Origin of the sequence: Nocardia gipuzkoensis (assembly GCF_021183645.1) — a bacterium.
GTDB classification, from domain to species: Bacteria; Actinomycetota; Actinomycetes; order Mycobacteriales; family Mycobacteriaceae; genus Nocardia; species Nocardia abscessus.
In genome coordinates this window covers 3,737,592-3,755,630 of sequence record NZ_CP089225.1, presented here as the reverse complement: position 1 = coordinate 3,755,630, position 18,039 = coordinate 3,737,592, and the positions used below count along the sequence as shown (strand labels likewise).

Sequence of the window (18,039 nt, the reverse complement as noted above, 5' to 3'; positions counted from 1 at the left end):
CGGCGGTGGTGGGCAGGGTCCGCAGCAAGGCCGCGAGTCCACCGCCACCGAGGGCGGCGAGCAGGCCGGGCACCAGCCCGGCGAGCGAGACGTGGATCAGGGCTTCGGGTTTGGCCGCGGCGCCATCGCTTTGGCGACGCTCGTGAGCTTCGCGTCGAGTTCGCCGAAGGAGACCACCCGGTCGCCGTGCTCGAAGGCGCGCGCGGCGGGGGCGGCCTTCGCCGCACGGGCGATCAGAGCGGGCAGGTCCGCCGCCGTCGCGGTGGCCCGGGGGCGCCGTTCGTCCGCGGAACGGATATCGATCGCGCGGACGGCCACCGCCGGGTTCTCGGCGACCGTGTCCAGCACCCGCAGCAACCGGTCGCCGAACGCGTGCGCCGTCGGCTCGTCGAAGATGTCCGTCGCATAACCGAAGCGCAGCTCCGAACCGGCGCGGTCGCCGTCGGCGCCGAAGCGTTCCAGCACGGTGAGCTGCAGGTCGAACTTCGCCTCCGCGAGGGTGAGATCGAGCGCCTCGACCGCCAACCCGGGCAGTTCCACCTCCGCCCGCGGCAGGTTCTGGAAGGTGAGCAGCACTTGGCACAGCGGCGCGTGCGAGCCGGAACGGGTGACCCCCAGCGCCTCGACCACCCGGTCGAACGGGACGTCGGCGTGCGAGAGCGCCGCCAGGTCGCGCCGGGTGACCTGGCGCAGCAGCTCGCCGAAGCTCGCACGCGGGTCGACCTCCACGCGCAATGCCACGGTGTTGACGAACATGCCGACCAGCTCGTCCAGCTCGCGGACACCGCGCCCGGCGACCGGGGCGCCGACCGTGATGTCCCCGCCGCCGGACAGTTTCGCGAGCAGCACCGCGAGCGCGGTGTGCATCAGGGTGAACAGCGTGCCGTCGTGTGCGCGGGCCACTCGCTCCAGGCGAACGGTCCGCTCGGCGTCGAGTTCGCGAATAATGCTTGCCCCCCGTGAGCTTCGGCCGGCCGGTCGCGGGCGGTCGGTGGGCAAGGCGAGCAGTTCCGGCGCCCCGGCCAGTTCCGTTCGCCAGAAGGCGAGTTGGCGTGCGAGCAGGCTGTCCGGATCGGCGGCGTCGCCGAGCAGTTCGTGCTGCCAGGCGCTGTAGTCGCGGTAGCGGATCGGCAGCGGGGCCCACTGCGGCGCGCGTCCGGCGGATCTGTCGAGGTAGGCGCGCACCAGGTCGGCGGTCAGCGGGGCGATCGAATACCCGTCCGCGCCGATGTGGTGCAGCACGACCACCAGGACGTGTTCGTCGGCGGCGGTCGCGAACAGGGCTGCGCGCACCGGGGGCGCGGCGGCGAGATCGAAGGCCTGGGACACGAACGCGGCGATCCGAGCGTCCGATTCCTCGCGCGGCACCGGAATCGGCGTCAGCTGCACCGGTGCCGCGGGCACGACCTCCTGGACCGGCCCCTGTTCGGTGTCGGGGTATCTGGTGCGCAGCGGCTCGTGCCGGTCGAGCACGTCGCCGATGGCCGCGGCGAGCGCCGTGACGTCCAGTGCGCCACGCAACCGCAGCGCCGCGGGGATGTGGTAGGCCGACGAGTCCGGCGCGAGCCGGTCGAGCACCCACAGGCGCTGCTGCGCGGGCGCGAGCGGCGCGGGCCCGGCGAAGGCGCGGCGGGTCAAGGCAGGCCGGGACGCGGCGCGCTCGGTGTGCGCGAGACGCCCGGCGAGCGCGGCAGGCGTCGGCGCTTCGAACACCGCGGCCACCGGGACGTGGCCGCCCAGCGCCGCGCCGAGCCGGGCCGCGAGGCGGGTGGCCAGCAGGGAATTGCCGCCCCTGGCGAAGAAGTCGTCGTCCACGTTCACCGCGTCCACGCCGATGACCTCCACGAACGCGTCCGCGATCAAGCGCTCCAGGGCACCAGCCGGTGCGCGGTGGCCCGTTTCGGCGAAGACGGGTTCGGGCAGGGCGGTGCGATCGATCTTGCCGTTGGCGGTGAGCGGCAGCGCCGCCAGCACGACGACGGCGGCGGGCATCATGTACCCGGGCACCTGCGCGGCCAGCGCCGCGCGCAGCGATCCGGCCAAGGCGGCGTGAGTGTCCGAATCCGCCTCCGGTACCGCGGCATACGCGATGAGCCGGGTTCCGGCTCGTTCGTCGGCCTTCGCCACCGCGACCGCCGCGCTGACACCCGGCTGCCGCAGCAGCGCGGCTTCCACCTCGCCGAGTTCGATCCGGAAGCCGCCGATCTGCACCTGGAAGTCGGCGCGCTCCAGGTATTCCAGCGTGCCGTCGGGACGCCAGCGCACGATGTCGCCGGTGCGGTACATCCGCTCGCCCAGCTCCGTGGCGAACGGATCGGCCACGAAGCGGTCCGAGGTGAGCCCCGGACGACGCTGGTAGCCGCGCGCCAGCTGCGCACCCGCCAGGTACAGCTCACCGGGCACCCCGATCGGCGCCGGGCGCAGCCGCGGGTCCAGCACGTAGACCCGGCTGTTCCACACGGGCGAGCCGATCGGGACGACGTGCTCGGGCTGGGTGCGGACGGCGAACGCGGTGATCGACACCGCCGCCTCGGTGGGACCGTAGAGGTTGTGCAGCGCGGCCCCGGCGCGGTGACGGCGCAGGAACTCCGCCGCCGTGGCGGGCGGCAGCGCCTCGCCGATGGCGAGCACGTGGCGCAGGGTTTGCGGCAGCGGCGCGCCGGGCTCGACCGCCAGCAGCATGCCGATCAGGGCGGGCACCGCGTGCAGCACGGTCACGCCGTGCTCGCGCAGCAGTGCGCGCAGCAGATCGGGGTCGCGTTCGGCGCCGGGCGGGGTGACGATCAGGCGTCCTCCGGTGACCAGCGGGGACCAGAACTCCCACACCGATAGGTCGAACGTCGCGGGCGTCTTCAGCAGCACGTGGTCATGTGCGCCGAGATCGAATTCCGCGGCCAGCCACCGGAGCTGGTTCACGATGGCGGCGTGCGGGACCGTCACGCCCTTGGGCAGGCCCGTGGAGCCGGAGGTGAAGACGACATACGCGGGATGCTCGGGACGCAGCGGGCGCAGCCGTTCGGCGTCGGTGATCGGCGTAGCGGCGAACTCGGTGAGGTCCAGCCGGTCGATTCGCACGGTGGCGCAACTGGTCTCGATCGGCAGTCCGTCGCGTGCGGTGGTGAGGACGATCGCGGGCGCGGCGGTCGCCACGATGTGGGCGATCCGCTCGGCCGGATGGCCGGGATCGATGGGCACGTAGGCGCCGCCCGCCCGCACCACGGCGTACATCGCGACGACCAGGTCCGGCGAGCGGCGCATCGCCAGCACGACGGTCGACTCCGGTCCGACACCGGCCGCGATGAGCTTGCGCGCCAGACGGTTCACCCGTTCGTCGAACTCGCCGTAGCGCAACTCGGCTCCGGTCGTGGCGTCCACCAGCGCGACCGCCGACGAGCCGCGCGCGGTCTGCGCGTCGATCAGATCCGCGAGCGTGAGCCGTGGGAGCGGCTGCCTGGTCCGGTTCCACTCGGCGAGCACCAGCGACCGGTCGGAACCGAGCAGGTCGATGTCGCCGATCGGCAGTTCCGGCCGGGCCACGACCGTCTCGAGCACCCGGCGCAGCTGGGCGGCGAACCGGAACGCGGTCGGCCGCTCGAACAGATCGGTGGCATAGCCGAGGGTCAGATCGATGCCGTCGGGTGCGCCGTCGGCGTCGTAGGTGTCCACGGCGAACAGGTGCAGATCGAATTGCGCCACGCCGTTGCCGACGTCGAGTTCGCGGACGTCGAGCTCGGGCAGCCGCAGCCGGTCGCGCTCGTGGTTCTGGAACGAGTAACCGACCTGGAACAGCGGGTGCCGGGCGGTGGAGCGCACCGGATTGAGCACTTCCACCAAGCGTTCGAACGGAACGGTCGCGTGTTCCAGCGCCGCGAGATCGGCGGCCCGCGTCCGCCCGAGCAGCCCGGCGAACGACTCGCCGCCCTCGACGCCGACGCGCAGCACGAGGGTGTTGACGAACATTCCGATCACGTCGTCGAGTTCGGCCACGCCCCGGCCCGCTACCGGCGTGCCGACAGCGATGTCCCCGGTGCCCGACCAGCGCGCCAGCAGCACCGCGAACGCGGCGTGCACCACCATGAACAGCGTGGCGCCGTGCCTGCGGCCGAGCCCGACGAGCTCCGCGTGCAGCCGCGCGCCGATGCTCAGCGGCACCTCGGCGCCACGCAGGCTCTGTTTCGCGGGGCGGGGACGGTCGGTCGGCAGCGCCAGCTGGTCGGGCAGCCCGGCCAGGGTCTCGGTCCAGAACGCGAGCTCGCGGCCCGCCACCGATTCGTCGTCGTCCTCGGCGCCGAGCAGGTCTCGTTGCCAGAGCGCGTAATCGGCGTACTGCACGGCAGGCGGCGTCCATGGCGGCGCCGCGCCGTCGCGGCGGGCGGTGTAGGCGACCATCAGGTCCCGCACGAACGGCGCGATGGACGACCCGTCGGCGGCGATGTGGTGCAACACCGCGGCGAGTACGAACTCGCCGCGCCCGTCCTCGAGGTGCGCTTGCGCCCGGATGACGCGGAACAGCCGTATCCGCACCGGGATCTCGGCGGTGACGTCGAAGGTCGTCGCGGCCAGCTCCCGGAGTCGTCGCGGCAGTTCGTCTTCCGGCAGGTCGATCGGCCGTAGCGCCGCGGCGGCTTCGGCGGCGGGTTCGACGAGTTGCACCGGCTCACCGTCGAGCTGCGGATACCGGGTACGCAGCGCCTCGTGTCTGGCAACCACGTCGCCGACGGCGGCCTGCAACGCGGGCACGTCCAGCCGCCCCGACAAGCGCAGGGCCACCGGAATGTTGTAGGCGGTGGCGGACTGGTCGAACCGGTTGAGGAACCACATCCGCTGCTGCGCTGGTGAGAGCGGAACGCGCTCCGGACGCGGCCCCGCCACCAGCGCGGGTCGCGTCCCGCCCATGGCCACCGTGCTCGCCAGGGCCGCGAGGTCGGCGACCCGGGGAGCTTCGAACAGCGCCCGCACACCCACCGTCCGGCCCAGCGCCACGCCGATCCTGGCGACCGCCTTGGCGGCCAGCAGCGAGCTGCCGCCGAGTGCGAAGAAGTCGTCGTCGGCCCCCACCGCGCGCCGCGACCCGAGCACCTCGGCGAACACCTCGGCCACGACCCGCTCACCCGGCGTGGACGGCGCCCGGTAGACGGTCGATTCGAACCGCGGCGCGGGCAGCGCGGCACGGTCGAGTTTGCCGTTGACGGTCAACGGGATTCGCGGCACCGGCACGATCGCGGCGGGCACCATGTGTTCCGGCAGGCGATCGGTCACCGCCCGGCGCAGCGCGGCGGCGTCGATGGGCTCGTGGGCGGCCACCACGTACGCGACGATGCGCGGTTCGTCCACCAGGTCGGTGCGCACCACCACGGCCACCTCGCGGACCGCCGCGGACGTCTCGAGCAGCGCGGCCTCGATCTCGCCGAGTTCGATGCGGAAGCCGCGCAGGTTCACCTGTTGGTCCGCGCGTCCGAGGTACTCCAGGTCGCCGTCGGGTGTCCAGCGGGCCAGGTCGCCGGAGCGGTAGGCGAGCGACCCGTCCCCCGCGTACGGGTCCGCGACGAAGCGTCCCGCGGTCAGCGCCGGACGGTGCAGGTAGCCGCGCGCCAACTGGCCGCCGGACACGTAGATCTCGCCGGGCACGCCCACCGGGACGGGCCGCAGCCGGTCGTCGAGCAGCCGAACGGTCAGGCCGGGCAGCGCCCTGCCGATCACGCTCGCCGAGCCGGTGCGCCCGTCGATCTCACGATGCGACACGTGCACCGTGGTCTCCGTGATGCCGTACATGTTCACCAGGCGGGGTGCGTCGGGGTAGCGCGCGAACCATCCGGCCAGCCGCTGCGGCTCCAGCGCTTCGCCGCCGAAGACGACGGCGCGCAGCGCGAACTCGGCGGGTTCCGGCTCGGCCAGATCGGCGGCGACGAGCTGATAGAACGCCGACGGCGTCTGGTTGAGCACGGTGACCCGCTCGGCGATCAACAACTCGCGGAACTGCTGCGGCGAGCGCGAGGTGTAGTAGTCGACCACCACCACCGTCGCGCCGGACAGCAGCGGGCCCCACAGTTCCCACACCGAGAAGTCGAAAGCGTAGGAGTGGAACAGCGTCCATACGTCCGCCGGGCCGAAATCGAAGTGCGACTGCGCGTTGTCCAGCAGCCGCAGCACGTTGCGATGCGCCACCACAACGCCTTTGGGCTTACCGGTGGAGCCGGAGGTGTAGATGACGTAGGCGGCGTGCGCGCAGCGCAGCGGCGCGCGCCGGTCCGCGTCGGTGATCGGCCCGCCGCCGAACTCCGCCAGGTTCGGCGCGTCGACGTCGACCACCGGTCCGCCGAACCAGCCGCGCGGCAACTCGGTGGCCGCGCCCGTGATCGCGCAGATCGGGCGGGCGTCATCGAGAACGTACTCGATCCGGTCGCCGGGGTAGGCCGGATCGATCGGCAGATACCCGCCGCCCGCTTTCAGCACCGCGAGCAGGGCGACCACCAGTTCCGCCGAGCGCGGCAGCGCGACGGCCACCAGCGTTTCCGGACCGACGCCCGCGGCGATCAGCCGCCGTGCCAATCGGTTGGACCAGTCGTCCAGTTCGGCGTAGGCCAGCGACCGCGCGCCGTCCCGGACCGCGACAGCGGCCGGGTCCAGCGCCGCGGCGCGCGCGAATCGCTCGGCCAAACTGCCGCCCTCGTCCGCGTCCGCGACCTCGGCCCCGCCGACCGCCCATTCGTACAGCGCCCGATGCTGCTCCTCGGCGCTGAGCAGTTGGATGTCGCCGACGACCACCGTCGGATCGGCGGCGACGGCGGCCAGCACCTGGGTGAACCGCCTGCCCAGCACGGCGATCGTCGGCGCGTCGAAAAGATCGGTGGCGTAGCGGATCTCGATCCGCATGCCGTCGGCGCGACCGTCCCGGTTGTTCGACGCCAGCACGGTGAACTGGAGATCGAATTCGGCCACCGGCGCGTCGAACTCCTGCGGGCTCACCCGCAGACCCGGCAGCTCGAGCTCGGGCAGGGCGAAGTTCTGGAAGGTCAGCGCCACCTGGAACAGGGGATGACGGTTGCGCGAGCGGGTGGGCGCGAGCGACGCGACGAGACGTTCGAACGGCACGTCGGGGTGCGAGAGCGCGTCGAGGTCTTGATCGCGCACCGCGTCCAGCACGGTCTCGAACCTGGCTCTGGCGTCGACGGCGGTGCGCAGCACCAGCGTGTTGACGAACATGCCGACGAGCCGGTCCAGCGCCGCGTCGCCGCGTCCGGCGACCGGGGTGCCGATCGCGATGTCCGCGCTGCCGGACAGGCGGGCCAGCAGCACGGCCAGCGCCGCGTGCACCGTGCTGAACAGCGTGGTCTCCCGCTTGCGTGCCAGCTCGCCCAGCTCGCTGTGCAGATCGGAGTCGACGCGCAGGCGGTGGGTCGCGCCGCGATGGGACGAGACCGGTGGGCGTGGGCGGTCGGTGGGCAGTTCCAGCTGCTCCGGCAGGCCCGCCAGAACGTGCCGCCAGTAGTCGAGTTGCCGGTCGAGGCCGGCGAAATCGGCCTGCCAGAGCGTGTAATCGGCGTACTGCACCGGCAGGGCGTCCCATGCGGGCGCCGCGGCGGTGCGGCGGGCCACGTAGGCGGTCATCAGGTCTTCGGCCAGCGGTCCGAGGGAGAACCCGTCCGCGGCGATGTGATGCAGCACCAGAGCCAGCACATACTGCGGCCGCGATCGGTCGTCGAGCACGAACAGTGTGGCGCGCAACGGCGTCTCGGTAGTGAGGTCGAAAGCGTCCGCCGCCAGCTCGCGCAGCCGCTGCGCCAACGCGGTTTCGGTCACCCGCTCGACCGGCACCTGCGGCGCCGCCGGGGGCAGGACCACTTGTTCGGGCCCCTCCGGGCCGTCCGGGTAGACGGTGCGCAGGGTCTCGTGCCTGGCCACCACGTCGGCCACGGCCGCGGTCATCGCCGCCACGTCGAGGTCGCCCGAGAGCCGCAGTGCGACCGGGATGTTGTCGATCGCGTCCGCGGGTCCGGCTTGCTCGCCGGCGTGCAAGCGGTTGACGAACCAGATGCGCTGCTGGGCCGGGGACAGCGGAATCCGGTCCGGACGCGGCAGCGGACGCAGTGGCGCGCGTCCGCCGTCACCGCGATGCGTTTCGGCGCGCGCGGCCAGCGCGGCGACCGTCGGCGCGTCGAACAGCGCCCGCACCGGCAAGTGGGCGTCGAGCGCCGCGCCGAGCCGGGCCACCACGCGAGCGGCCGTGAGCGAGTTGCCGCCGAGTGCGAAGAAATCGTCGTCCAGACCCACCCGGTCGAGGCCGAGCAATGCGCCGAAAGTGGCGGCGACGAGTCTCTGTACCGGCGTCGCGGGCGCGCGGAACCGCGCGGACTCGAGCGCGGGCGCCGGTAGCGCTGTGCGGTCCAGCTTCCCGGAAGCGTTGACCGGGAACGCCTCCAGCGTCACGTACGCCGAGGGCAGCATGTACGCGGGGAGCCGGCGGGCGAGTGCCGCCCGGATCGTGCCGGGATTCAGCGGCGTGCCCGACTCGGGCACCAGGTAGGCGACGAGCTGGGCACCGGCGTCGTCGCGCACGACCACGACGGCTCGCGCGACCTCGTCCAGATCCGTCAGCGCCGATTCGATCTCGCCGAGCTCGATGCGCAGACCGCGCAACTTCACCTGGAAATCGGTGCGGCCGAGATAGGCCAACTCGCCACCAGCGGTCCAGGAAACGAGGTCGCCGGTGCGGTACATCCGCGCGCCGGGCTCCCCGTACGGGTTGGCGACGAACCGGTCGCTGGTCAGGTCCGGTCGCGCGACGTAACCACGCGCGAGCTGCGTACCCGCGAGGTACAGCTCGCCCGCGACACCCACCGGCACCGGACGCAACCGCGCGTCCAACACGAACACCTGCGTGTTGAACACCGGAACACCGATCGGCACCGTCTCGGAATCGGCATCCACCACCTCGTGGAAGGTGACGTCCACCGCCGCTTCGGTCGGACCATACAGGTTGTGCAGCGCCGCACCGGTCAACTCCCGCAAGCGATGCGCGGGCTTCGGCGGCAACGCCTCACCGGAGGCGAACACCAACCGCAACGAACCACACTGCGCCACAGCCGCATCCGCGACGAACACCGCGAGCATCGACGGCACGAAATGCGTGACGCTCACCCGCTCGCCGCTGATGATCTCGGCCAGATACGCCGGGTCACGATGCCCGTCCGGCTTCGCGACCACCAGGCGCGCACCTATCTGCAACGGCCAGAAGAACTCCCACACCGACACATCGAACGTCGCGGGCGTCTTCTGCAACACCACGTCAGCGGCAGTCAGCTGGTAGGCAGTCTGCATCCAGACAAGGCGGTTCACGATCGCCGCATGCGACACCGCCACACCCTTCGGTCGGCCGGTCGAACCGGACGTGAAGATCACATACGCCGTGTTCGACGGTCTGAGCGTCCCGAGCCGGTCCGCGTCGGTCAGGGGTGTGTCCGCGTAGTCCTCGGTGTCGAACAGGTCGACGTCCAGCACCGCCCACAGCCCGGCGCCGGTCTCCTCGCCCGGCAGGTCGAGCCCGTCCTCGGAACGGGTCAGCACGCAGACCGGACGCACGGTCCGCAGCACGTCCGCGATCCGCTCCGCCGGATGCTCCGGATCGAGGGGGACGTAGGCGCCCCCGGCCGCGAGCACCGCGTACAGGGCGACCACCAGATCCACCGACCGTCGCATGCCCACCGCCACCGGCTTGTCCGGCCGCGCGCCGATGGACACCAGCAGCCGGGCCAGCCGGTGCACCCGGCTGGCGAACTCGGCGTAGGTGAGCGCCGCACCCTCGAAACTCACCGCGATCGCGTCCGGCGTGCGCGCCGCCTGCGCCTCGAACAGCGAGACCAGCGTCGCGGCCGGGTCCACCGGGTGTCCGGTGGCATTCCAGGTGTCCAGGAGCAGAGCGCGTTCGCTCGGGCTCAGCACGTCGATCGCACCGACGGACACCTGCGGATCGGCGACCACCGCGTCCAGGACCCGGCGCAAACGCAGTGCGAACGACGCCACGGTGGCGGGGTCGAACAGGTCGGTCGCGTACTCGAAGACCGCGGCGAGCCCGGAACCGTCCGCCGCCTCCGCCAGGGAAAGGTGCAGGTCGAATTTCGCCGTGCCGGTGTCGATGTCGAGCGGGGACGCGGTCAGGCCAGGGAGTTCCAGATCGGTCCGCGCGGTGTTCTGGAAGTCGAGCATCACCTGGAACAGCGGATGCCGGGCCGCCGACCGCTCCGGCGCGAGCACCTCGACGAGCCGCTCGAACGGCGCGTCGGCGTGGGCGAAGGCGGCCAGGTCGCGGTCGCGCACCGCCGCGACCAGCTCGGTGAACGACAGCTCGGCCCGCACGTCCGCGCGCAGCACGACGGTGTTGACGAACATGCCGACCAACTCGTCCAGCGCACGGTCGCCACGGCCGGCCACCGGGGTGCCGACCGCGATGTCCCGCTGCCCGGTCAGCGTGGCCAGCAGCGTCGCGAACGCGGCGTGCAGCACCATGAACAGCGAGGCGTGCACACCGTCCGCGATCTCGCGCAACCGCCGCCGCGTCGCGGCATCGATCGTGAAAGCATGACGCGCGCCGCGGCCGGACGCGGCAGCCGGGCGCGGGCGATCAGCCGGTAACGGCAGCACGTCCGGCAGACCGGCCAGCTCGCTCGCCCAGAACCGGATCTGTTCGGCGAGAGCCGAATCCGGGTCGTCCTCGGAGCCGAGTGTGTCCCGCTGCCACAGCGCGTAGTCGGCGTACTGCACGGCGAGCGGTGGCCAGTCGGGCGCGGCGCCGACGCGGCGGGCGCGGTAGGCACGCATGAGATCGAGCGTCAGCGGCGCTAGCGACCAGCCGTCGGCGCTGATGTGGTGCATGGCCACGACGAGCACGTGGTGGTCGTCGGCGATGCGCAGCAGGGTGAGCCGCACCGGTGGCTCGCGATCGACCCGGAAGGGCGTCGCCACCAGTTCGCGGATTCGCCGCGTCAGCCGCTGCGCCTCGACCACTTCCGCGACCAGCGCGATCCGCGCCTCGTCCGCGGGCAGCACCAGTTGATACGGAATACCCTCGGCCGCAGGGTAGGCGGTGCGCAGTGACTCGTGCCTGGTCACCACGTCGGCGACGGCGTCGGCGAGCACCGCCGCGTCGAGCGCGCCGCGCAGTCCGATGGCGGCGACCAGATTGTTCGCCACCGACGCCGCGTCGAACTGGTTCAGGAACCACATGCGCTGTTGCGCGTAGGACAGCGGCACCAGCGGGGGGCGCGGCCCCGCGACCAGTGGCGTGCGGTTGCGCGGGCGCCCGCCGTCGGACAGGTGCGCGGCGAGCGCCGCCACCGTCGGGTGCTCGAAGAGCGCGCGTACCGGCACCTCGGTGTCCAGCGCGTCGGCGAGGCGGGCGGCGATCTGGGTGGCGACCAGCGAATTGCCGCCGAGAGCGAAGAAGTCGTCGTCCAGGCCGACCGCGTCCACACCCAGGCCCTGCGCGAACACCGCGGCGACGGTTCGCTCCCCTGGCGTGCCCGGCGCGCGGAACGCCTTGGTGACCGGAGCCGGATCGGGCAGCGCCGTGCGGTCCAGCTTGCCCGACGGGGTCAGCGGCATCGAGGTCAGCGCGACGTAGGCGGTGGGCACCATGTACGAGGGCAGCGTCAGGCGCAGCCGCTGCTCCAGCTCCGCGGCGAGCCGATCGGGCGTGCGGGTGCCGACCACGTAGGCGGCCAGCACGTCACCGGAAGGCTGTGCGACGACCCGCACCGCCGCCGCGCGCACCTCGTCCATGGCGAGCAGCGCGGCCTCGATCTCACCGAGCTCGATCCGCTGCCCGCGCAGCTTCACCTGGAAGTCGCCGCGGCCCAGGTATTCCAGGGCGCCGTCGCGGCGGCGGCGCACCAGATCGCCTGTCCGGTACATCCGGGCGCCCGCCGGTCCGTAAGGGTCGGCGACGAAACGCTCGGCGCTGAGGTCGGCTCGATTGTGATAACCGCGCGCCACTTGCACGCCGGACAGGTACAGCTCGCCGACCACGCCGTCCGGAACCGGTCGCAGCCGGGCATCGAGAACAATCGCCCGGCTGCCGGGAACCGGACGCCCGATCGGCGCCGGCCCGCTCACGGCCGGGTCGACGGCGGCATGCGTGGCGTGCACGGTGAATTCGGTGGGGCCGTAAAGGTTGTGCAGCCGCGCGGGGCTCACCGCGGCGAACGCCGCGGCAGCCTCGCCGGTCATCGCCTCGCCCGCGACCAGCACGGTGCGCAGCGACGCGATCGCCTCCCGCGCGACGGCATCGGCGAACACCGTGAGCATGGACGGAACGAACGAGGTCATCGTGACCCGGTACGCGGCGATGGTCGCCGCGAGATACCGGGGGTCGCGGTGTCCGTCGTGCTCGGCGACGACGATCCGCGCGCCGCGGGCCAGGGGCGCGAACAGCTCCCACACCGAGACGTCGAAGGCGGCCGGGGTCTTGAACAACACGACGTCTTCGGTGTCGACCTGGTATTCGTCCGCGATCCATTCGATCTGGTTGACCGCCGAGTCGTGCTGCACCGCGACGCCTTTGGGCTGCCCGGTGGAGCCGGAGGTGAAGATCACGTAAGCGGTGTGCAGCGGGGACGCGCGGTGCGCGGTGGTTACCGCCGCGTCGGAGTACTCCGCGATGTCGGGGGCGTCCACCATGACGATCGGCGTCGCCGGACGTCCGGCGAGCGCGCACCGATCGGCCAGTTCGGAGGCCAGGTCGTCACCGGACCGGGCCAGCACGCAGACCGGACGCGCCGCCGCGATCACCTGCGCGATCCGGGCCGCGGGCTGGTCCGGGTCCACCGGCACGTACGCACCGCCGGCGGTCAGCACCGCGTACGCGGCCACCACGAGGTCGGCCGAGCGCCGCATACCGAGCACGACCAGCCGCTCCGGGCCGACGCCTGCGCCGATCAGCCGGCGCGCCAGCCGGTTGACCGCGCCCGCGAACTGCGCGTAGGTCAGCCGCCGCGCACCGTCGAGCACCGCGACCGCGTCCGGAGTGCGCCGCACCTGCGCCTCGAAGGCGGTGAGCAGCGTCCGCGCCGAGTCGTGCGCGCCGACCGGAGCCTGTGCGGCCGCGATGACGCGCGCTTGCTCGTCGCGGTCGAGGAGGGGCAGATCGAGCACCGCGAGTTCGGGATCGGCGGTGACGGCCCACAGGAAGCCGATCAGCCCGCGGGCGTAGCCCGCGACGGTGGCTCGGTCGAACAGATCGGTGGCATAGGTGAATTCCGCGGGAACCCCCGCCGATGCCGAACCTTCCCCGAGTCCGGCACCGGCGGAGCTCTCGGTGACCGTGAGCTGCAGATCGAGCTTGGTCACTCCGGTGTCCAGGGTACTGGTGGCAACCGACAGTTCGGGCAGTTCGACGGCGATTGCCTCGGCATTGTCGAAGGCGAGCAGCACTTGGAACAGCGGATGGCGCGCTTGCGAGCGCGGCGGGTCGAGCGCCGCGACCACTTGCTCGAACGGCAGTTCGGCGTGGCCGAACGCGGCGAGGTCGCGCTCCCGGACCTGCGCCAGCAGAGCTGTGAACGGGGCGGCGAGTTCGATTCGGGTGCGCAGCGCCAGGGTGTTGACGAACATGCCGATCAGGTCGTCGAGCGCGCGATGGCCCCGGCCCGCTACCGGGGTGCCGACCACGATGTCGTCGCTGCCGGATAGTCGCGCCAGCAGCGCGGCCAGCGCGGCGTGCGTCAGCATGAAGGTCGAGACGCCCTCAGCTCGCGCGAGTTCGGCCATCCGGGCGACCAATTCGGCGGGCAGCTCGAAGCCGAACACCGCGCCCCGGCCGGAGGCGACCGCCGGGCGGGGCCGGTCGGCGGGCAGGTCGAGCTGGTCGGGCGCGCCGGCCAGCGCACCGGTCCAGAACGACAGCTGAGCGGCCGCGAAAGGGTCCTGCGCGGAGCCGAGCATTTCGTGCTGCCAAAGGCTGTAGTCGGCGTACTGCACCGGCAGCGGGGGCCAGGCGGGCGCGGCACCGCCGCGGCGCGCTCGGTACGCGGTCATCACGTCACGGGCGAGCACCCGCAGCGACAGCCCGTCGGCGGCGATATGGTGCAGTACGAGCGCGAGCGCGCAGCTGCCGTCGTCCACCGCGAAGACGCGGGCCCGGATCGGGACTTCACGTTCCAGGTCGAAGCCGCGCGCGGCGAACGCGGCCAGGCGAGCGTCGAGGTCGGCGGCGGCGATCGCCTCCGGCGCGCCCGCCACCTCCGCCACCGACAGCACGACCTGCCGTGCGGCGGGCCCCGCGCCGTCACCGGGCAGCAGCGCGGGGAAGATCGTGCGCAGCACCTCGTGCCGGATGACCAGGTCGTCGAGCGCCTGCCGCAGGGCGGCTACGTCCACCGCGCCGCGCAGGCGCACCACGAACGGCATGTTGTAGCTCGCGCTGGAGCGCTCGAACCGGTTGAGGAACCAGATGCGCTGCTGCGCCGGAGAAAGCGGAACCAGCGGCGGCCGTGGCCGTGCCCGCAGCTGCGCGACCAAGGACGCGCCGCTGGATCCACCGGCCCGCTCGACGAGTGCGGCGAGTTCGGCCACCGTGCAGGCGGCGAACACGTCGCGGACTCCGAGCGGGCAGTTCAGGTCGGCGGACAGCCGGGCGGCGACCTGCGTGGCCACCAGACTGTTTCCGCCGAGTGCGAAGAAGTCGTCGTTGCGACCGACCAGCTTGTTACCGAGCACTTCGGAGAACACGCGCGCGACCGCCTGCTCGACGGCGGTCGCGGGTGCGGTGTAGTGGGCGCAAGCCCTGCTGGGAGCGGGTAGCGCGGCGCGATCCAGCTTTCCGGATGCGTTGACGGGGAAAGTGTCGAGCACCACATAGGCGGCGGGCACCATGTATCCGGGCAGCGCTTCGGCCGCCGCGGCCCGCAGCCGCTCGGGCCGCACCGCGCCGGGCTCGGCTTCGACCACGTAGGCGACGAGTTGCGCGCCCGCGCCCGTGTCGTCGCGCGGCACCACCACCGCGCGGACCACCGAGTCCACCGCGGCGAGCACGGTCTCGATCTCGCCGAGCTCGATGCGCAGGCCGCGCAGCTTCACTTGGAAGTCGGTGCGTCCGAGGTACTCCAGCTCACCGTGCGTGGTCCATCGCACCAGGTCACCGGTGCGGTACATGCGGTCCCCCGCCGGCGACGTCCGGTCCGGGCCGCCGAACGGATCGGCCACGAACCGAGCCGCGGTGAGCTCCGGTCGCGCGACGTAGCCCCGGGCGAGCTGTACCCCCGACAGATACAGCTCACCCGGCGCCCCGACCGGTACCGGCCGAAGCCGCGAATCGAGGACGTAGAGCCTGGTGTTGAACACCGGCGCGCCGATCGGCACCGAGAGGGTATCGGTGTCGGCGACTTCGTGAAAGGTGACGTCGACCGCCGCCTCCGTCGGACCGTACAGATTGTGCAGGCGAGCGCCGGTCAGCGCGCGCAGCCGCTGGGCGAGCGCGGCGGGCAGCGCCTCCCCCGAGGCGAACACCGAACGCAGCGACGTCCGATACGCGACCTGCGGGGCGGCGAGGAACGCCTCGAGCATCGACGGCACGAAATGCGCTGTGGTGACACCGTATTCGTCGATGGCACGGTGCAGATAAGCGGGATCGCGGTGCCCGTCCGGCTCGGCGAGCACCAGCGTCGCACCGATCTGCAACGGCCAGAAGAATTCCCACACCGACACGTCGAACGTAGCCGGAGTCTTCTGCAGTACAACGTCTTTCGCGGATAGTCGATAGGTGTGCTGCATCCACACCAGCCGGTTGACGATGGCCCGGTGGGTGATCGCGACGCCCTTGGGCTGACCGGTCGATCCGGAGGTGAAGATCACATACGCCGGATGCTCCGGCCGAAGGGCCGCGACACGTTCCCGGTCCCACACCGGCCCGGCCCCGACGGTCTCGTCGGCCTGGTCCACCCGCACCACCGGCAGGCCGGACAGCTCGGACGTCGCGTCCGGTCCGGCGGTCAGCACACAGGCTGGGCGGGCCGTGGCCAGGATGTGCGCGGTGCGCTCGGGCGGATGGTCCGGATCCAGCGGCAGGTACGCGCCGCCCGCCGCCAGAACCGCGTACATCGCGATCACCAGCTCGGGCGAGCGCGGCAGGTGCAGCGCCACCGGCGTCTCCGGTCCGACGCCGAGCGCGATCAGGCGGCGGGCCAGCCGATTGCTGCGCGCCGCGAGTTCGCGGTAGGTCAGGTCCGGCGCACCGGCGGCCCGCAGCGCCACCGCGCTCGGCGTGCGGGCCACCTGCGCCTCGAACATCGATGCCAGCGTCGCGACGGGAGCGAGACCGGCGCGGCGCCCCGGCAGCTGCGCTTCCACGTCGAAACCCGTCTCGTTCCAGATCCGGGTGCTGACCTCGAGTTCCAGCTCGGTCGCCACGCCGACCGCGGCGAGCGCGACGTCCGGCTCGGTGACGACCAGGCGCTGCAGGTAGCGCAGGAACCGGGCGTGGTGGCGTGCGACGTCGTCGGCGGTGTACAGGTTCGGATTGGCCTCGAAATCGACGTGCACCCGGTCCCGGTCGCCGTAATAGACGTTCATGCCGAGGTCCTCGACCGGACCGGTGGACAGCACGTGGTAGCGCCCCACCGTCGTGCCGAGGGTGAGATCGCTGCGGAACAGCATGATGTTGGCCAGCGGCCCGAACAGCCCGCGCTGGGCGGGGGCGCCCGCGCTCTCGGCGTCACGGCGGATGTCCTCGTGCCGGTAGCGCTGGTGGCGCAGCGCGCCCGCGACCTCGACCCGGGTGGCACGCAGCAGCTCGCCCCAGTTCCCGCCGACCGGCAGCCGCAGCGGCACGATGTTCGACAGCATGCCCGCCGACCGCCGCAGCGCCGCGGTGGTGCGCGCGGTCACCGGCAGGCTCAGCACCGCCTCGTCGCGGTCGGTCAGCCGTCCCAGGTAGGCGGCGAACGCCGCGAGCAGCACCACCGCGAGGGTCGAATCCTGGCGCGCGGCAAGGGCGTTCATCCGCTCGATCAGCTCCGGCGCGAGTGCGCGACCGGCGATCAGGTTGCTCGCGCAGCGGGGTGCGCGCCGCCCGTCCAGGCTGGTCGCGCCATCCAGCCCGATCACCCGCTCGGCCCAGTGCGCGCGATCGGATGCGAACCGGGCGGAGTCCCGATAGGCGAGTTCGGCCTGCGTGAGCGAGGCGAGCGTCCCGGGCCGCACGGCTTCGGGTTCGGTGCCGAGCACCCGGGCGGTGTAGCGCTCGGCAACCCGCATGGTGTTGGTGAGCGCGCCGTAGCCGTCCAGCACGATGTGGTGGGCGCGCAGGTACCAGAAGTACCGGCGCTCGGCGACGCGCAGCACCGCGCCCGCGAAGAGCCGGTCGGTCAGCAGGTCCACCGGCGCGCTCGCGTCGGCGCGCATCCACGCGTGCGCCGCGGCCACCGGGTCGGGGTGTTCACGCAGGTCGATCAGCGGAATGTCGACCGGGAGGCCGAGGTCGACCGCCTGGTGCGGCACGCCGTCCGCTTCGCCGATCCGCACCAGCACCGACTCGTACTCGCGGGCCGCCTCGACCGTCACCTCCTGCAGCAGCGCGGCGTCCAGCTCGCCGTGCACGTCCACGTACTGTGCGACGTTGATCGGCACGTCCGGGTCGAGCAGCTGCGCGTACCAGACGCCGAGCTGGGCGGGCGCAAGCGCGAACGGCTCGGATGCGGCCGGGGACGGCTTCGGCTCGACGGAACGCTGCGGCAACGCGCTGAACCCACCCAACTCCGTATCCTGCACCAGAGCCTCCTACTCGGCGAAACAACCGCTGGCCGAACGCTTTTGGGCAGCACGAACAAGCCGCTGCACCCGGCTGCCCAGGCCGGGCGCATGGCGTCGACCACCACGTGCGATTCGATGAGAGCGCGAGCGATCCGAGGCGCACTCGCGCGGAATCCGGCATTCCTCCAACGTCATCGCCGCGGACCGGGCGCCACGGCTATGTCAGCTACGTCACACGGTCGTGATCCGTGCAGTGCGAACATTAGGCGCTTCGTTAATAAAAAGGAACTAATTACCCCA

General features: G+C 72.2%; 1 protein-coding gene. It reads right to left on the bottom strand.

The features are described 5' to 3' along the window. Positions 1 to 96: 96 nt before the first annotated feature. Positions 97 to 17,757 (bottom strand): non-ribosomal peptide synthase/polyketide synthase, encoded by a 17,661-nt coding sequence (locus LTT66_RS16830; RefSeq protein ID WP_233068593.1) that lies wholly within the window; start codon positions 17,755 to 17,757, stop codon positions 97 to 99. Positions 17,758 to 18,039 lie beyond the last annotated feature (282 nt).